The following is a 17,711-nucleotide window of genomic DNA, read 5'->3' as shown; positions in this document are numbered from 1 at the left end:
TATTAAGTTTTTACTATTTTGCAGCTAAGAAATCAACTTACATAGTGTAAATGGAGGATATAAAGCTTATTGAGGAATTAAGTAGTCAAATTAATCGAAACTTGAAACAAGTAAGAAAAGTGACATGGTTAATTAAAGGTTACCAGTTAAATGATCTTGGTCATGTTACCCATCTAAATATTGCCAAGTGTAATTTGAAAGGGTGTTGGCCTGCTGCCCTATTTAAATTAACACATTTACAGGTTTTAGATATTCAGGAAAATCAATTGGAATCAATTCCTGAAGAAATTAAAGAACTTAAGAGTTTGGCTTGCCTTGACATTCGCAACAATCAGATTCAAGAATTACCTCAGGCAGTAGCAGAAATACCAGTTTTGCAGAAATTATACCTGGGAAATAACGATTTTACTCAGGTACCTCAAATTCTTAGCAAATGTAGCAAATTGAAGTTGATAGATTTTACTGACAATATGATTTCGGAAGGAGTGGAGCATATTTTGAATTCTGAATCTATAAGCAATGTCTATTTAAAAAATAATCGATTGACACAGTTTCCTTTTCATTTGATAAAAGAGGATCAAATTAGGGAAATGAATCTGATGGAAAATGCGATTGGTAATTGGCCTAAAATAGTCTCTAAAATAGATAATTTGCTGTATTAAACATATTAAAATGAGAGCCACAAGATTGCTTAAGCAATCTCATGACTTTACTAGTTTTAATTTTCTTTTGTTAATGTAAAATTCTTAACTCTTCCCACATCTTGGATTACCAATGATTTGATTGACCCATTTTCATTACGTTCAAATTTAAGCATATCAAGACGTCCTGCTGAAAAATAGTCTTCTCCAAAATATTTAATTTCCATTTCACCGATGTTCAAATAGGTTTTTAAGGTTTGTGGAGGTGAAAGAATCAATTTGTTATTGACAATTTTTACAGGGTAAGTAACATTTAATTCTTTATTGATATAATTGCCTGCAAATTCTTTTTGCATTTCTGGAGTTAACTCTTCAATTTTATCGGCTTTGAGGCATGGATAATTAACTCCTCCTTGTTTCCAGATTACTTCTTCAACTTTCCCATTTGGAGAAAGCTTGAATTCGCATTGTGCATCAAAAGCTTTTAAAAAAAAGAAGTTATTCGATTCTGCATGCAGGTTAAATACATTATCGTCTGGTAATTTCAGTTTTAAAGTGTCATTATCACATTTAAAGTCAAGAAGAAGGCCGTTTGGCAATCTGAATTTGCCTACATAAGTTTGTAATAATTTTCGGTCAACTTTAATTTCCTTTCGTTTCTTAGTGGCAGTCTCTACTATTTTATCAGATAGAATAATATCACAAATTCTATTTAAAAGGCTATAACTATTAATACTTTCTGTGTTTAGTAAAATCACAATGCATAAATCATTTTCTGGATAGAAGGCAAATTGACTTCTGAATCCCAAAGTACCACCACTATGTCTAACCTGTTTTATTCCTTTATAATTTTTAATATTGAATCCATAAGTATATTTGATAGTATCACCATCTACCAATGTGTTATATGTATTGCTGATTTTTGATAAATAATTGTCATAGGAAATATCGTTTGCCAAAATATGTTTTCCCCAGGTGAGCATATCCGTTATATTAGTAAAAATGTTACTAGCTCCATATGTGTAATTTGATTCCTTGTTGTAAGTAACGAATTTGTTTTTTACTTTTTTATAAGCTTTGGTTGTTAATTTTTCCATTTGGTTAGGCGAATGAAATACAAAACTTGATTTCAGAGACAATGGACTAAAAACATATGTTTCCATAAAATCAGCATAATGCATCTTACTAACATTTTCGATAATTTCTGCAAGTAGAGAATATCCCGAATTAGAATAACTAAAAGCTGTATTTGGAGGTGAATTCAATTTAGAGTAGGAGCGGATTAATTTTATTTCATCTTCTTGATTCCATGTGGATTCAAAGTTAATATTGCCTAGTAATTGAAGAACATCAGTAGATGTAAGTCCGCTAGTGTGTTGTATTAAATTTCTTATGGTGATCTCATTTTTATATTTAGGCAAATATGGGAGGTATTTGCCAATTGGATCATCTAGTTGAAGCTTTCCATCTTTTTCAAGAAGTAAGAGGGCGTATGCGGTGAAATGTTTGGAAACGGATGCTAAATTAAATTGGGTTTGATTCGTGTTTTGTTTTTGATTTTCAATATCGCTCAAGCCATATGCTTTTTGAAAAGTATGATCATTCTTATATAGAATTCCAACACTCCCTCCTGGAGTATTTGTCCCTATTTTAGATTTGAGAAGACTATCAATTTTCTCTGTAATGATATTCCAATTGTTTTTATTCTTTTGATTATTAAAAGCAAAGGCCATTAATGGCATGCAAATAAATAGAATACTAAATGATTTAAGTATTTGTTTCGATTTCATGATATTGATGTTTTTGAATTATACCTCAATATTATCTCACCATTAAATCAATTGAAAATGAAATACATCAATTGAAGAAATTATACACGAAATAGAAATCAGTATAGACGAATTCAATTTGTCAATTTAAAATTACAATTGGACATTTTATCTGATAATTTTGTCCGAAATCATTTTCATAATTAATAATCAATCTTAATTTTATGATTTAAAATTGAAATAATGATATTGAAGAAAAGATATTTCGAATATTTTATTCACGGGTTGATTTGGATAACAGGATTAATTATAGTTCTATACAATGTGAAAACTATTGGCTTACTTAAGGAAAGTATGGGAAGTTATACATTGGCTGTTGTAATTGGAACGCTTTTTAACCTTATACTCTTTTACTTGGTTTCATTATATCTAATCCCAAGATTTAACTTATCCGAATCTAGAGGTAAACTAATAAGTTTTCTTATAATTTTCACAGTAGGTCTAAGTGCAATAGAATCTTTAATTGACTATTATCTAATGCCTGTTATATATTCGTCAGAAGAAGAGCCATACATGTCGCAACTTATTGTAATTCTAGTGTTTCATGTTTTTATATTGGCCTTGGCTTTGGCATATGGGTTTACTCGAGAATGGATTAGAAAAGATAAAAATCAGCAAGAATTAAAATCTGAAAAATTATCTGCCGAATTGAATTACTTAAAAGCACAGGTAAATCCACACTCTTTGTTTAATATGCTGAACATGGCTTTTGCTAGTGCAACAAAAAATGGAGATGAATATACGGCAAATCTAATTGAAATGATCTCTTCGCAGTTAAGATATATGCTTTACGAAAGTAATTTCGAGAAAGTGTCAGTTCAGAAAGAAATCGATCATATTAACAGTTTTATAGAAATACAAAAACTCCGTATTTCAGATGATATGCCGGTTAAAATTAATTACCGAACCGAAGGAGATTTTTCTACAAATTCTGTTGCTCCATTATTGCTGATACCATTTATTGAAAACGCTTTTAAACATGGCCTTCATTATAATGCCAATACGAATATTGATATTCAGATATCATGTCAAAACCAACAGCTAGAGCTAAAAGTATCAAACCCAATTAATCAAAAGCAAGTATCTGTAAATAATCAATCTTCGGGTATTGGATTAGAAAATGTCAAGAAAAGGTTAGAACTGATATATCCTAATAAATATACACTTCAGGTAAATGAAGAACCTGATATTTACAGTATTTATTTAAACCTGAATTTAAACTAGTATTCGAATGAAATGTATTGCCATAGATGATGAACCCTTTGCTCTTGACTTAGTGAAGGATTACATTGAAAAAACACCTTTTCTGGATTGTATAGGTGCTTTTTCTAATCCATTAAAAGCACTTGGATTTCTAATGGAAAACAAAGTGGATTTGTTGTTCTTAGATATTAATATGCCCGAAATTACAGGCATTCAATTCTTAAATTCATTGAAGCATAAGCCTAAGGTGATCTTTACAACTGCTTACTCCGAATATGGAGTTGAGAGCTATGATTACGATGCAATTGATTACTTGTTAAAACCAATAAAATACGAACGTTTTCTTCGTGCTGTAGGAAAAGCATTTGAACTTAATAAGAACATCCTGCAAGACAGTATGCGTGTTCAAACTAATCAGGAAGAGCAGGAGCAGGTTTTGATTCGAAGTGGATCTCAAATTCACCAAGTTTCACTTGAAGACATCTGTTTTATTGAAGGGGCTGGAAACTACGTAAATTTTCATACCAGCAACAAGAAAATTATGGCTTTACAGACAATGAAGGAAACCATTGATCAATTGCCATCTGCATATTTTGCAAGAGTCCATAAATCCTATGTTGTTTCTATGAAACACATAGATATGGTAGAAAGACATCAAATTACCATACAAGGTCATAAAATTCCTATAGGAATAACTTATCGAGAACAATTTCTAAATAGATATAAGAGTGTATGAGTAAATACATGAGTGTATATCAATGGTGATACACTTTTGGATATAATGAAAAAGAAAGGTGACTACAGAGTAAAAATAGCCACCTTTCAATTACTATCTGGGTTTTAGAATTTTATAATCTACTTTAACAACTTCATTTCTGAAAGGCATATCATACAGTTTGTAGTGATCATTGATGTATGGATCATATTCAGGATGGAATTCATCATCATGTAATGGATAGTTGCGTATAAAACCTGGAAAACCAGTTGATGGATTCAAATCAAACCAGTATACATCACGAGGATTCAAATGAATGTATATACGAAAGTCATGCTCATAATCATCAGGTCGGTAAATATAACCGCGTTCATTTAAAGAATGAATATCAGCTCGATCCCAATGAGCAACAATCCCATTTACTTCAACCCAACCATTTTCCAGTTGAACAGGCCTGCTATTTTTATCCCTGATAAAAACTTGTACTTCCTTATTGTTGTTGTAATCCTGTGCTATTCGTACCGAAACTTTCAAGAGTGATGGATCTGTTAATTCAATATCGCTAAGGGCAGATTTGCTGCACGATTGCATACCCAATATACTCAAGAGAAATAATAGTGTATATATTCTCGCTTTCATATTTTCATTGTTTTGGTTTACTAGTATGACAGCTAACTATACCAATACACGTATTAAAAAAAACATTTTGTGGAACGAAAGTGAACAAATTAAATCTGCTCACCTCTTATTACTGACCTTTTTTACCTATCCTAAGGATAAAATTATTTTCAAGCTAGGTTTAAATCTATATATTTGACCTGTATAATTCTTGCCCTATGAAAAGCTTCCTACTAACAATACTTCTTCTAATATTATTTATTTCACATTCTAATGCGGATCATTCTATAAAAATCAATGAGCTTGACAGTTTGGAAACAAAACTAATTGGTTCTTCCGGACGTGAAAAGCTTGAAGTTTTACTGGATTTGTGTGAATGTCTGGTAGAGAAAGATTCTAAGAAATGTATCCTTTACAGTCGACAAGCTCTTGATTTGGCAAGAAAATTGAAACAACCAAATCTCGAAATTAAGGCATTAATATATTTGGGGCGTGAACATTCTAATTTGGGAAACTATTTTGAAGGTCTACAGAATTTTAAGAAAGCCCAAAAAATTGCCATTGAAAATAAGTTAGATCATTCTTTAGTGGATGCCTGGAACGAAATAGGAATCACCTATTTTCATATAGGGAACTATAAAGAGGCCCAGACTTATTATTTCAAAGCTCTGGAAAAGGCTGAACTAATAAAATACAAAGAAAGAGAGATTGGCTTACAGAATAATATTGCAATTATCTATTCCATATATAAAAATCACGATAAAGCTCTTGAATTATTTACTAAATTGTTGAATATCTACGAAGTTGAGAATGATTCAATTCAAATTGCACTTACATCAGTTAATATTTCGAATATATACGACGAACTTGGAAAATACGAAGAGGGATTAGAGTATTTGAACAAAGCCATTCCTATTTTTATTTCTTCGGGAAATAAACTGAAACTTTCATCTACTTTGAATAATCGAGGAAATATATATTCAAAAGTTGGACAGCTTGATAAGGCATTGACTGATTATTGGGATGCATTAAAAATTGCGGAAAAGAATAATTTTGAAAGTGGTATTATTTCTTCATCTATAAATTTAGGACAGTATTATATACTTAATAAGAAACATGAAAAAGCAATCGATTTTTTCGAAAATGCACTAAAAATATCACTTGAAAATCATGATAAAGCGCGTGTAATGGAATGCTATGAAGGACTCGCCAATGCATATGAATTATCTGGGAACTATAAAATGGCTTTGAGTAATACAAGACTTTATCTATCCTACAAGGATGAAATCTATAATGAGCAAACTCAGAAGCAAATTAGCGAGATTCAAATAAAATACGAAACCGAAAAGAAAGAGAATGAAATAGAGTTTTTGCAAGATCGAATAAAAACACAAAAGAGAAATCTTCTTATTATTTTGGGTGGCTTGCTTGTGATTAGTGTTTTGATTTTAAGGGTGCTAAAACTGAAGCAGTCGAATTTGGAACGGAAAAACCTTCTTTTAGAACAAGAAAAACAGATGGATCAGCTTGCCCTGCAAAAAATGGAAGCTGAAACAAGAGAAAAGGAACAGGAGAACTTGAGATTGAACGAAGAGATGATGGCCAACGAGGAAATTAACAGGTTGAAGCAACTCAAGTATAAGACAGAATTAAAACACAAAGAGCGTGAGTTGGCAGCCAATGCATTGCATATGGTAAGTAAAAACGAAACACTGAATAGTTTTAAAAAACTCGCAGAAGATGCATTGTTGGCCCAAAATACTGAAGTGAAAAAAGCATTAAGAAAGTTGATTCAAGAAATAGAAAGTAACATTCACTTAGACCAGGATTGGGATAAATTTAAAATGCACTTCGAGGAGGTGCATCAAGGATTTTTTAAGAGTTTGTTGGATAGGCATACCGATCTGAACACAAATGAGTTAAGGTTTTGTGCCTATCTGAGGTTGAATTTGGATGCCAAAGAAATTGCAAGAATCCTAAATATTTCTGTTAATGCCATTGAGAAACGTCGATATAGACTAAGAAAAAAGCTAAGTTTAGAGTCAACTGATAGCTTATTTGAATATATAAATCGATTCTAATTTCATGCTAAAAGTAAGTTCTAAATGTTCACCGCATAGCAAATAAGGGTGTGATGATTTACATGCTGAAACTTTATCTGCCCTTATAGAAAACTTGGACAAAAATCATCATTGAAATTCTACTTTTTAACTTGCGACCCCTTTTGTCTGGGTATGCTATAAGCTTGCGACCCCTTTTGTCTATATTGTAAGTTAGGTGTTTACGCAATTGTTGAGATAATTTTAAACGCAAGAATTAGAAGTCTCCCAAAGCTTCTGAATTCTTTGAAAAATTATTAACCAACAATAAATACCAGCCAGAGTGAAAAGGAAGACAAAAGAATTCCGACAGTTTTTTGAAAGTTTTTACCCCATGCTGTGTTTGTTTGCTCAAAAGTATGTTCAAGATTCAGATGTGGCAGCAGATATGGTTCAAGAATCTTTCATTAAGCTTTGGAAAGGAAAGGATGATTTCAAGAATCAAAATGCGGTTAAAGCTTTCCTGTATACTGTGACACGAAACAATTGTCTGAATTATTTAAAACACAATAAAATTGTTTTAGACTACAGTTTACAAGCTATGGAGAAAGACTTATTTTATAGAGATCATATTATAGAACAGGAAACCTACAAGGCGATTCATGATGCCATAGAAGTTTTACCATCACAGGGGAAACGCGTAGTTGAAATGAGTATGAGAGGGATAAAAAATCCAGAAATTGCTGAACGATTAAGCATTTCAGTAAACACGGTAAAATCTGTAAAGGCCAATGCATATCGTTTACTTCGCTTAAGATTACAGGATGTTGTTGTTATCCTGATGATTTTACTGTCTTTATGATGACATTATTATACTTATAAAGGGTTGAATAATTATTAAATGTTAGGGCTTATATGAGCTCTGGCATTTTTTTTTGCAAAAAAAATAGTTGACACCCACCCACTTTTATTTCTGAATTGTTTTAGCACTAAATATTTTTAAATGGATAAAATTGACCACCACATAAGAATATCTCAATTGATTGCTCGAGAGGTGAATTATGAACTCACCAGAGAAGAGAAACTTGAGTTAGACAATTGGTTGAATGAAAGCAAAGAAAATCTTGATTTGTATTATAGCATTCGCAATCGTGAAAAATTTTTGGATTGGGATCAACAATTACATCAAATAAATACTGTAGAGGGATGGAATAGATTCGAATCTACCATTAAACCACATAGAAGCATTGACGTTTTTAAAACGGTTTTAAGATATGCAGCGGTTATTCTGATTCCTCTGTTTTTATCTGGTATTGGATACTATATATACAATGACATTTCCAACTTGTCTCAACAGTATACACAAGTCAATAGTTCAAAACAATCGAAACCAAAGGCAAGATTAATTTTAGCAGATGGTAGCAAAGTAAACCTTGAGAATGAAGAAAATATTGCTTTGAAAGAGAAAGATGGGACTTTGATTGAAAGAGATGCAGGTAGTCTGAAATATCAGAATAAAGCAAATGCGAAATCAAAGGTTCTTTATAATACTGTAGAAATTCCCAATGGAGCCAATTATCAGCTTTGTTTGACCGATGGAACCAAAGTTTATTTGAATTCGATGAGTGCATTGAAATTTCCTACCAAATTTTCTGGTAAAACAAGGGAAGTGCAATTAACCGGAGAGGCCTACTTCGAGGTAGCCAAAGATAGGGAACATCCATTTTTAGTGAATGTGTCAGGAACCAGAATAGAGGTTTTGGGAACTTCCTTTAATGTAAAAGCTTACAGTGATGAAAATGAAATTGTCACCACTCTGGTTGAGGGGAGTGTGAAGGTAAATGCTTCCGAGATTGGGAAATCTACCTTACTCAAACCTGGACAACAAGCTGTAGTTGATGATAAAAGGGGAGGAATACTTGTTCAGGATGTTGATGTAGATCTGTTTACATCATGGAAGGAAGGTGTCTTTTTGTTTAAGGCAAAGAGACTTGAAGATATTATGAATGAATTGACTCGTTGGTATGATTTAAAAGTTTTTTACATGAATCCAGTGGTAAAAGATCTTCGTTTTGGAGGTCATTTTAACAAGGACGAAGAAATTGAATCAATTATGGAAATGTTTGAATTAACCAGAAAAATAAATGTAGAAGTAAATGGAAAAACCATTCTAATTAGTGCAAAATAAAACAGGAAATGCTGTAACATTTCCTGCGTCAGATATTTCTGCTGTAACAGAAATAAAAATTTAAGTACAACCTAAATTAACACAAAGTTATGAAAAAATGTTGGAACGACGGCTTTCGACCCCGAAAGTTGTTTAAAATGTTGTTATTTATGAAGATGCTAGCCTTGTTTTTATTGGCCAGTGTGATGAGCGTATCGGCAAATACCTTAGCGCAAGATGCCAGAGTTACCCTTAACTTGAATGGGGCAGACCTGGAGCAGGTATTGTGGGAGATTCATGAACAAACAGGCCTGATCTTCCTTTACAGTTCGGAAGATGTTGAGGGAGTAAAAGATGTATCCGTTGAAGCAAAGGATGAAACAGTTAAATCTGTACTAAAGCATTGCTTACAAGACAGTGAACTTGAATATGAATTCAAGAAAGAAGCGATTACACTTCGCAAGAGTGTAAAGCAAAATCAGTCAGCAGGCGAGGCTCAACAAGAGAAGACAAGAAAGATTTCTGGAGTGGTCGTAGATGATCAGGGGCTTTCTCTACCTGGTGTATCTGTTTTAATAAAAGGTACAACAACTGGTGTATCTACCAATTTCGATGGTGAATTTACATTGGAAATTCCCACTTCAGGAAAATCAGTACTGCTAATTTCTTTTATTGGAATGCAATCTCAGGAGGTAGTGGTAAGCAATCAAACAAGTTTGAAAATTACCATGAAAACGGACTCTGAGCAATTAAGCGAAGTTGTGGTGGTTTCTGATGGTTTTAGAAAAACGGATCGACGTTTATTTACTGGTTCGGCTACTACCGTTAAAGCTGAAGAGGCCAAAGTTGCAGGTGTGGTTGATGTAGGACAAATGCTGGAAGGTAAGGCTGCTGGTGTATCTGTTCAAACTGTATCCGGAACTTTTGGTGCAGCACCAAAAATTCGTGTTCGTGGTGCCTCTTCTATTTATGGAGATCAGAAACCTCTTTGGGTTGTTGATGGTGTTGTACTGGAGGATGTTGTGGATGTTTCTCCAGATGATTTGTCATCAGGAGATGCTGCTACTCTAATTAGTTCTGCAGTTGCAGGTTTGAACTCGGATGATATTGAAAAATTTGAGATTTTGAAGGATGCTTCGGCTACGGCTCTTTATGGTGCACGTGCAATGAATGGAGTAATCGTTATTACCACCAAGCGTGGGAAAAAAGGTGCCACTTCCGTTTCATATTCCGGAGAATTTACAATGAGATTAAAACCATCTTATTCAAACTATAACATCATGAATTCTCGTGAGCAGATGTCTGTTTATCGTGAATTGGAAGCGAAGGGCTGGTTGAATCATGCGGAAATTTCTCGTCAGAAAAATGGTGGTATTTATAAGAAGATGTACGACTTAATCAATACTTACGATCCGACAACTGGTTTTGGTCTTCAAAATACCCCTGAAGCAAGAGCTAAATTTTTACAGAAATATGAAATGACTAATACTGATTGGTTTGATAAATTATTTACCAATAATATTACTCAAAACCACTCTGTTAGTTTAAGAGGTGGTAATGATAAGAGTGCTTTCTATTTCTCGACAAGTTATTACGGAGATAAGGGATGGTCTATTGCAGATGAGGTAGACAGATATACAGTAAATGCCAATGCTTCTGTACAACTGAATGAAAAACTGAAGATTGGATTTATTACAGCAGGTTCATTTCGTCAGCAAAAAGCACCTGGAACAGTGAGCCGTACAGAAGATCCGATTAATGGAGAATATAGTCGTGATTTTGATATCAATCCATTCTCTTATGCATTAAACACCAGTAGAGTCTTGCGTCCGTATGATGATAATGGAAATTTGGAATATTATAGAATGAATTATGCCGATTTCAATATCATAAATGAGATGAAGAATAACTATCTGGATATTGATATGTTGGATTTAAAATTACAAGCCAATATTGATTATGAATTATTGAAGGGGCTGGACCTGAATTTTGTTGGTTCGATTAGATATGTGAAATCTACTCAGGAGCATAAGATTTTGGAGAATTCGAATATGGCATCAGCATACAGAGCAGATGAAACGTATGAGATAGCTAAAAACAATAAGTTTCTATTCAAAGATTTAGAAGTGCCTAACTCATTACCTCAGGTTGTTCTGCCTAAGGGAGGATTTTATAACAGAAGCGACAACAGCTTGCTAAACTATTATTTTAGAGGTACTGCAAATTGGAATAAGATATTTAATGAAACGCACATTGTAAATGTAATGGGGGGTACGGAGATAAAATCTTCTAACCGCCAAAATAGTTCCTTTGATGGTGTCGGTTACCAGTGGGAAAGAGGTGGAATACCTTATATTGATCCGGATTTTATGAGACATCAGTTGCAGAATGGAGTATCTTATTACGGAATGCAGGAGTATCGCGATCGTTTTGCTGCTTTTTTTGCTACCGGAAGTTATTCTTATGCTGGAAAATATACCATTAATGGTACTTTCCGTTACGATGGTTCAAACCAGTTGGGGAAATCAACTTCAGCTCGTTGGTTACCAACCTGGAACGTGAGTGGTTCCTGGAATGCACATGAGGAGGATTTCTTAAACGATTCCAACACAATCTCTCACTTGTCATTTAGAGCAACTTATGGACTTACTGCAAGTATGGGAGCTGCAAATAATTCAACTTTAGTGTTGATGAATCAGGTAACAGACCGTCCTTACATTTCAGAACAGGAATCTCAAATGTATATAGATGGCTTGGAGAACTCGGAGTTAACATGGGAAAAGCAGTATGAAACCAATGTGGGGATGGATTTGGGTTTGTTCCGTAATAGAATCAACCTGAGTGTGGATGCTTACCAACGTAAAGGTTTTGATTTGATTGCATACATTAAAACTTCAGGTATTGGTGGTGAATTCTGGAAATTTGCCAACTATGCCGATATGGAATCCCATGGTATTGAGTTTACCTTAACCACGCATAATATAAAGACTGATGATTTTAAATGGAAAACCAATTTGACTTTTGCCTATAACAAGAATGAGATTACAAAGTTGAAATCTTTCCAGAACATTTACAATCTGGTAAAGGATGTGGGAGGACCACTGGAGGGATATCCGGTAAGAAGTTTGTTCTCGGTTCAATACAAGGGTCTAAATAATGAAGGTTTGCCAACATTTATTAACGAAGAAGGAGAGTTAACTGTTTCAGACTTGGATTTCCAGTCGACAAAAATAGATCATCTAAAGTATGAGGGATCTATTGATCCGAAAGTTACGGGTGGTTTAGGTAATGTCTTTACTTATAAAAACTGGAAGTTGAATGTATTCATGACTTACCAATTTGGTAATAAGGTAAGATTACGTCCTCAATTTAAAGCGAAATACTCTGATCTGGATGCGATGCCAAAGGAGTTTTACGACCGTTGGATGTTAAAGGGTGATGAGGAGATTACTGATATTCCAACGATTTTATCTCAGCGTCAGTACAATGTAAACTATAGCAAGGCTTACAACGGATATAATTTATCTACAGCTCGTGTTGCAGATGGTTCTTTTGTAAGAATGAAAGAGATTTCTCTAGCTTATAGCCTACCTAAGAAGCTCTTATCTGGTCTTGGATTTAGCAGCGCTTCCTTGAAGGTACAAGGGTCGAATTTGTTCTTAATACATTCTGATGACAAACTGAACGGACAAGATCCTGAGTTTATGGGCTCTGGTGGTGTAGCAATGCCGGTTCCTAAACAATATACCCTATCGGTAAAACTTGGTTTTTAAATAGTGAAGAAGATCGATAAAAAGTAAAACAATGAAAAAAATTAAAAATATAGCCTTAGTCTTTTTGGGGATGACCATCTTGTCTTCATGTAATGACTACTTAGACGAAACACCTGATAACAGGACTGTTTTGGATTCACCGGAAGCAGTGAGTGAATTGTTGGTATCAGCATATCCAGAAGCTTTCTATCATGGATTTGCAGAGGTAATGTCTGATAATGTCGGTGATAAGGGAGTTGGACAATATGTTGCAGAATATATACCGAATGGAGATGCTTACTATTGGGAAGATACAGCATCTGATTCGTATGATACGCCTACCTTTTATTGGAATGCTTGTTATGCTGCAATTGCTGCAGCAAATCACGCTTTAGATGCGATAGAAAAGGCTTCGGACAAAGAAAATTATACCGCGCAAAAGGGAGAGGCCTTGGCAGCACGTGCCTATGCTCATTTTATGTTGGTGAATTTGTTCGCAAAGCACTATGATCCCACTACCGCAGAGAGTGATTTAGGAGTTCCATTTGTTGAAGAACCTGAGAAAGTGGTATTCAAAAATTACAAAAGAGCTACAGTAAAAGCCATATACGATAAAATTGAGACTGATATTGAAGAAGCAGCAAGTTTGATTAGAGATGATAGTTATGCTGTTGGTAAATATCACTTTACACAAGCTGCACTTCATGCTTTTGCATCGCGATTCTATTTGTTCAAAGGTGACTGGGATAAAGTAATTGAGCATTCTGATATTGTTTTGGGCAGTGATCCATCAAGCAAATTGAGAGACTGGAACGGAAAATATCTTAGCTATGAAGCAAGTGAACTTTGGGCACAGTATACAAAAGCCGAAGAAGCTTCCAATATCATGTTGGCAAGAGGTTATACCAACTGGGGGAATGGAGCAGTTGTATTCCGCTATTCTCTTTCGGCACCTAAGATTGGTGAGTTGTTTGGTAAAGATCCAATCACTGATGAGATGCGTTTCGAGATGGTGATTGGTGACAAAGTTTTGTATGCAGCAGGATCACAGCAACTGGGATTTATCCCAAAACTAAAAGGTAGAATAGAAAGTCATGACAATAATCCTGACCAAGGGTATCCCAATATGGTTGCTCCACTATTTACTACAGAAGAAGCTTTGTTTAACAGAGCTGAAGCTTATGCGATGAAAAAGGATTATACATCGGTATTGGAGGATTTGGATAGCTATTTGCAAAAAAGAGTGAGATCATACAATCCGGAAAATAAACTTACGCTTGAGAAAATACAGAAGGAATACGAAATGGCTGATGGACCTGACTTGGCTCCATATTATACCATTGAAGAGGGACAGAAATATTACCTGTGGTATGTATTGGATTTGCGTCGTAGAGAGTTTGTTCATGAAGGAATGAGGTGGTTCGATGTGAAGCGATTCAATATTGAAATTACTCATGATATTATTGACGGTGGTTCAATTGCTTTACCAAAGGACGATAATCGCAGAGTGATTCAAATTCCTGAACAAGCGATAGCTATTGGTTTGCAAGCAAACCCTAGGTAAATAAGGAAAGGAATTAGTTATTTTCTCCTTTCGGAGTTATTGAAACTAAAAAAGGAGAGCTAATAAGCAAATAAAATTTAAGAGATGAAAAAATATATATGTTTTCTAATGTTGGGAGTTCTGTTTTTTAGCTCCTGTAGCAGTGACGAAGATCTGGGAGAGTCACTGATTGATACCTCAACGCCAGAACTGAACGAGGTGGATGAATGGATCAGAGAAAATTATACCTATCCCTACAACGTAGAAGTGAAATACAAGTGGGATAACTCGGAGTTGGATAACACAAAAATTTTAACGCCAACCACATTGGATCGTGTGATTCCTTTCCTGGAGAAAATGAAGGAGATTTGGGTTGATCCCTATGCGAGGAATGGGGGTGAAGATTTTATGAAAGCCTATATTCCCAAGCAAATGGTATTGGTTGGTAGTCACAATTATGAAGATAATGGGGGTATCGTCCTGGGGCAAGCCGAAGGGGGTAGAAAGATTACCATTTTCGACTTGAATTACATTGACTTTGATTTATCAGGCTTGAACAGTTGGGAGAAACGTAGGGCAATGGAGCCTATTCTTCGCGTTTTTAAAACCATGCACCATGAATTTGGTCATATTCTTCATCAGACAATAGCATACCCTGTGGAATACAAGAAACTTACTACAGGTTACACCTCTAACTGGATGAATTTTAGTAATTCTGAAGCAAGAGGAATGGGATTTATTACAGCTTATTCTTTGTTGAATCCTGATGAAGATTTTGTGGAGATGTTATCGGAATTCCTAACCCGAAGCAATGAGGATTGGAATGAGTTGATTGATAAGATCAAAGTATACGATGAAAACTATTATACAGATGAAGATGCATCGAAATTAGCTAGAATTAAAATCCGTGAGAAAGAGAAGATGATTGCAGATTACATGTTGCAGATCTGGAAGATTGATATCTATAAACTGCAAGCTGATATTGCCGAGGTTTTAGACGGATTGAGTAATTAATTCATGGAAAACAAGAGTGTTATGAAAAAAATATATTTAAATATAATATGCTCCATGCTTGTTTTGTTTACGGCATGCGACAACGATTTTGAAAGCGAGTTTGATCTTGCGCCAGACGAAAGAGCTGCCATAGCTGTTAAAGAGTTTAAAGATGCTTTAATCTCATCGGAGCATGGATGGCTTACCCATTACTACCCAAATCCAACAAAATTGGGATCATTTACCTTTCAATTCAAATTTGATGAGACAGGTATCGTAAATATGAATTGGGATTATTATGATTTTCCTGATGAATCCGGATACTCTGTGAAGATGTTCGAAAAGCCAGTTTTGATTTTCGATACCTATAGCAAATTCTCGAAGATGACTGATCCGGAAATTGGTGAACCAGGTAAAGGATTTGGTGGTGAACTGGAGTTTAGCATGACTAAAAAATCAGCTGATGGTGATACCTTGTATCTAGCAGAGAGAGTGAGTGGTGATCCTATGGTCTTGGTTAAAGCTACGGCCGAAACACCTGCTCAGCTTAGAGAATACGCCAAACATACGAAACATATTGAAAGATCGAATGAACAGGTGGTTGTACCTTTTTATTTCAACTTATCTGTTGAAGGTTGGGATACAAAAGTAAATATGGTATATAGTGGAGATAAGATAATTGCATTTCTTAACTATGTAGATAATGGTGAAGCAAAGCATGAGCTGATGCCAATCAACTTTACGCACGAAGGTTTTGAATTTCATCATGCTGTTGTGTTGAACGGTATAGGAGTGAGATCTTTTAAATATGATGAAACAAAAAATCAATTCGATGTAACGGATGAAGGTGTTACAGGTGCATTTAAGTATGAAGCAGATTGTCCTGCTCACTTTGATGGGATGACTGATAAGTTTTTTGGCCCAAAAACATTTGGAGGTAGTGCTAAGATCGTCAGCCCGAAATTAGCCAATTTGATTGATGGCATCTATCCTGATGCTGCATTTAGTTATTTATCTACGGATACTTATGTGGCTTCATGGTTTCCTTGTACTTTCAATTTAAATTTTGATGATTGGAATTCTCTTAAGATTAAGGTTAATTATAACAAGAAAACAGAGGATGTTGTTGTAATGGAATTTTTAGGTTATAGAACAGGATGGTCTGCACCATTTGATGACTTGGCTTATATAGAGGGATTAATGTCTACAGAGAAAGGCCAGGCTATTAAGGATATAGTAGCAAGCCCAAAAGGCTGGACCATTGTTCCTATCGAGTTAAAGGAATATGGCTCATCTTATTACCTGGTAAGTAATGAGGATCCAGAGATGTACATGTGCTTTGGATTGACTTATGAGGATGATTAATTAGATCACTGAATGCCCTTCTGCTTATGTATTTCATCTTATTGTAAGCGGAAGGGTAATTATTAATCTCAATTCAAAATAACAATGTTCGACACAAGTTTTGGATTAAAAACATGGATTTATCCTGGTTTACTATGGGGAGTTTTCATGTTTGTTGGCGTTACGATGTTCGTAGTTGAAAGCAGTGATGAGCTGATAACATGGAAACAATTGTATACCCTTCCCATTTATTTGATAGGAGGTTTGGTATTTCAATACCTACAGTTTAAGCGTCTAAACAAAAAGGGAAGACGAGAAATTGGGCAAAAAACCGATGCTCAGGAATATGTCAACAAAGGAAACAAGTAAGTAAACTATTTGACAACCTTTAAATGATCACAAAAGATTGATTTAGTTGGTGGTTAGAGGGCTTTCTTCAATATTCATACACATCCTTTTAAAAAATCAATGGGGAAGCCCTCTCTCATTAACACAAAACTAACTATTACTTTATATACCATCTCAAGGAGTACTAAATGCTCCTTGAGTTTGTTCAAAAAGGCCACCAAGATTGTAATTCCTGGTGATACAAAGAATTATCTTTGGATGCAGTAATTCAACTGGTTCTCATTTCAAAACTTACCAACAGCACCTGCCATTTCCCAATAAAATGTCCTTATAAGCACTTAAATCATATTAAATACATTTTAATAAATGCTGACAGGATATGCTACATTATCCCATTGCATGGGTAAAAAGTGCACATTATTCTTGTAAGAGCTAAATTTCCTTGATGTATGCAGATGCAAAGTTTGCACTGGCATTTTAACCCTAAAATTTGTAACTTATTAGTTCTTTGCAACGAAG

At 34.6% G+C, this 17,711-nt stretch carries 13 protein-coding genes; 11 read left to right on the top strand and 2 right to left on the bottom strand.

Annotated features, from left to right (window positions below):
- Positions 1 to 101: 101 nt before the first annotated feature.
- Positions 102 to 662 (top strand): leucine-rich repeat domain-containing protein, encoded by a 561-nt coding sequence (locus BXY64_RS17895; RefSeq protein ID WP_211334538.1) that lies wholly within the window; start codon positions 102 to 104, stop codon positions 660 to 662.
- A 56-nt stretch (positions 663 to 718) separates the two neighbouring features.
- Here BXY64_RS17895 and BXY64_RS17890 read toward each other — a convergent pair whose 3' ends face one another.
- Complete coding sequence (locus BXY64_RS17890; protein ID WP_120241346.1) at positions 719 to 2,431, bottom strand: serine hydrolase; 1,713 nt, start codon at positions 2,429 to 2,431, stop codon at positions 719 to 721.
- 222 nt (positions 2,432 to 2,653) lie between these two features.
- On the opposite strand from BXY64_RS17890, the gene BXY64_RS17885 reads away from it, so the two are divergent.
- Both BXY64_RS17885 and BXY64_RS17880 read left to right on the top strand, forming a co-directional pair.
- Entirely contained in the window at positions 2,654 to 3,694 is a 1,041-nt protein-coding gene (locus BXY64_RS17885; RefSeq protein ID WP_120241345.1) for a sensor histidine kinase, read from the top strand.
- 7 nt (positions 3,695 to 3,701) lie between these two features.
- Entirely contained in the window at positions 3,702 to 4,409 is a 708-nt protein-coding gene (locus BXY64_RS17880) for a LytR/AlgR family response regulator transcription factor (RefSeq protein ID WP_120241344.1), read from the top strand.
- A gap of 93 nt (positions 4,410 to 4,502) precedes the next feature.
- On the opposite strand, the gene BXY64_RS17875 is transcribed toward BXY64_RS17880, so the two are convergent.
- On the bottom strand, positions 4,503 to 5,027 hold the full coding sequence (locus tag BXY64_RS17875; RefSeq protein ID WP_147376038.1) for a hypothetical protein: 525 nt from the start codon (positions 5,025 to 5,027) through the stop codon (positions 4,503 to 4,505).
- Positions 5,028 to 5,224: 197 nt separating this feature from the next.
- On the opposite strand from BXY64_RS17875, the gene BXY64_RS17870 reads away from it, so the two are divergent.
- The 8 genes from BXY64_RS17870 to BXY64_RS17835 all read left to right on the top strand — a co-directional run bounded on the left by BXY64_RS17870 (position 5,225) and on the right by BXY64_RS17835 (position 17,213).
- Entirely contained in the window at positions 5,225 to 7,087 is a 1,863-nt protein-coding gene (locus BXY64_RS17870) for a tetratricopeptide repeat protein (RefSeq protein WP_120241342.1), read from the top strand.
- 301 nt (positions 7,088 to 7,388) lie between these two features.
- On the top strand, positions 7,389 to 7,907 hold the full coding sequence (locus BXY64_RS17865; RefSeq protein WP_147376037.1) for an RNA polymerase sigma-70 factor: 519 nt from the start codon (positions 7,389 to 7,391) through the stop codon (positions 7,905 to 7,907).
- A gap of 141 nt (positions 7,908 to 8,048) precedes the next feature.
- The gene (locus BXY64_RS17860) at positions 8,049 to 9,233 is read left to right on the top strand and encodes a FecR family protein (RefSeq protein WP_120241340.1); all 1,185 of its coding nucleotides are present in this window, start codon (positions 8,049 to 8,051) and stop codon (positions 9,231 to 9,233) included.
- Positions 9,234 to 9,382: 149 nt separating this feature from the next.
- A complete protein-coding gene (locus BXY64_RS17855; protein ID WP_211334537.1) occupies positions 9,383 to 12,985 on the top strand; it encodes a SusC/RagA family TonB-linked outer membrane protein in 3,603 nt (1,200 codons plus the stop codon).
- 31 nt (positions 12,986 to 13,016) lie between these two features.
- A complete protein-coding gene (locus BXY64_RS17850; protein ID WP_120241338.1) occupies positions 13,017 to 14,528 on the top strand; it encodes a RagB/SusD family nutrient uptake outer membrane protein in 1,512 nt (503 codons plus the stop codon).
- 84 nt (positions 14,529 to 14,612) lie between these two features.
- Positions 14,613 to 15,521 (top strand): zinc-binding metallopeptidase, encoded by a 909-nt coding sequence (locus tag BXY64_RS17845; protein WP_120241337.1) that lies wholly within the window; start codon positions 14,613 to 14,615, stop codon positions 15,519 to 15,521.
- Positions 15,522 to 15,542: 21 nt separating this feature from the next.
- Positions 15,543 to 16,865 carry a DUF4302 domain-containing protein gene (locus BXY64_RS17840; RefSeq protein ID WP_170150699.1) on the top strand — a complete coding sequence of 441 codons (1,323 nt, stop codon included), beginning with the start codon at positions 15,543 to 15,545 and terminating at the stop codon, positions 16,863 to 16,865.
- Positions 16,866 to 16,949: 84 nt separating this feature from the next.
- Positions 16,950 to 17,213 carry a hypothetical protein gene (locus BXY64_RS17835; protein WP_120241335.1) on the top strand — a complete coding sequence of 88 codons (264 nt, stop codon included), beginning with the start codon at positions 16,950 to 16,952 and terminating at the stop codon, positions 17,211 to 17,213.
- Positions 17,214 to 17,711: the final 498 nt, after the last annotated feature.

The organism is Marinifilum flexuosum (assembly GCF_003610555.1).
GTDB classification, from domain to species: domain Bacteria; phylum Bacteroidota; class Bacteroidia; order Bacteroidales; family Marinifilaceae; genus Marinifilum; species Marinifilum flexuosum.
Note: the sequence above shows the minus strand (reverse complement) of the source record. Positions and strands in the feature narration are given on the sequence as shown.

Bases quoted from the DNA above. Each gene is read 5' to 3' on its own strand.
- BXY64_RS17890 (WP_120241346.1), bottom strand. From the start codon at position 2,431: ATGAAATCGAAACAAATACTTAAATCATTTAGTATTCTATTTATTTGC.
- BXY64_RS17885 (WP_120241345.1), top strand. From the start codon at position 2,654: ATGATATTGAAGAAAAGATATTTCGAATATTTTATTCACGGGTTGATT.
- BXY64_RS17880 (WP_120241344.1), top strand. From the start codon at position 3,702: ATGAAATGTATTGCCATAGATGATGAACCCTTTGCTCTTGACTTAGTG.
- BXY64_RS17875 (WP_147376038.1), bottom strand. From the start codon at position 5,027: ATGAAAGCGAGAATATATACACTATTATTTCTCTTGAGTATATTGGGT.
- BXY64_RS17870 (WP_120241342.1), top strand. From the start codon at position 5,225: ATGAAAAGCTTCCTACTAACAATACTTCTTCTAATATTATTTATTTCA.
- BXY64_RS17860 (WP_120241340.1), top strand. From the start codon at position 8,049: ATGGATAAAATTGACCACCACATAAGAATATCTCAATTGATTGCTCGA.
- BXY64_RS17855 (WP_211334537.1), top strand. From the start codon at position 9,383: ATGAAGATGCTAGCCTTGTTTTTATTGGCCAGTGTGATGAGCGTATCG.
- BXY64_RS17850 (WP_120241338.1), top strand. From the start codon at position 13,017: ATGAAAAAAATTAAAAATATAGCCTTAGTCTTTTTGGGGATGACCATC.
- BXY64_RS17845 (WP_120241337.1), top strand. From the start codon at position 14,613: ATGAAAAAATATATATGTTTTCTAATGTTGGGAGTTCTGTTTTTTAGC.
- BXY64_RS17840 (WP_170150699.1), top strand. From the start codon at position 15,543: ATGAAAAAAATATATTTAAATATAATATGCTCCATGCTTGTTTTGTTT.
- BXY64_RS17835 (WP_120241335.1), top strand. From the start codon at position 16,950: ATGTTCGACACAAGTTTTGGATTAAAAACATGGATTTATCCTGGTTTA.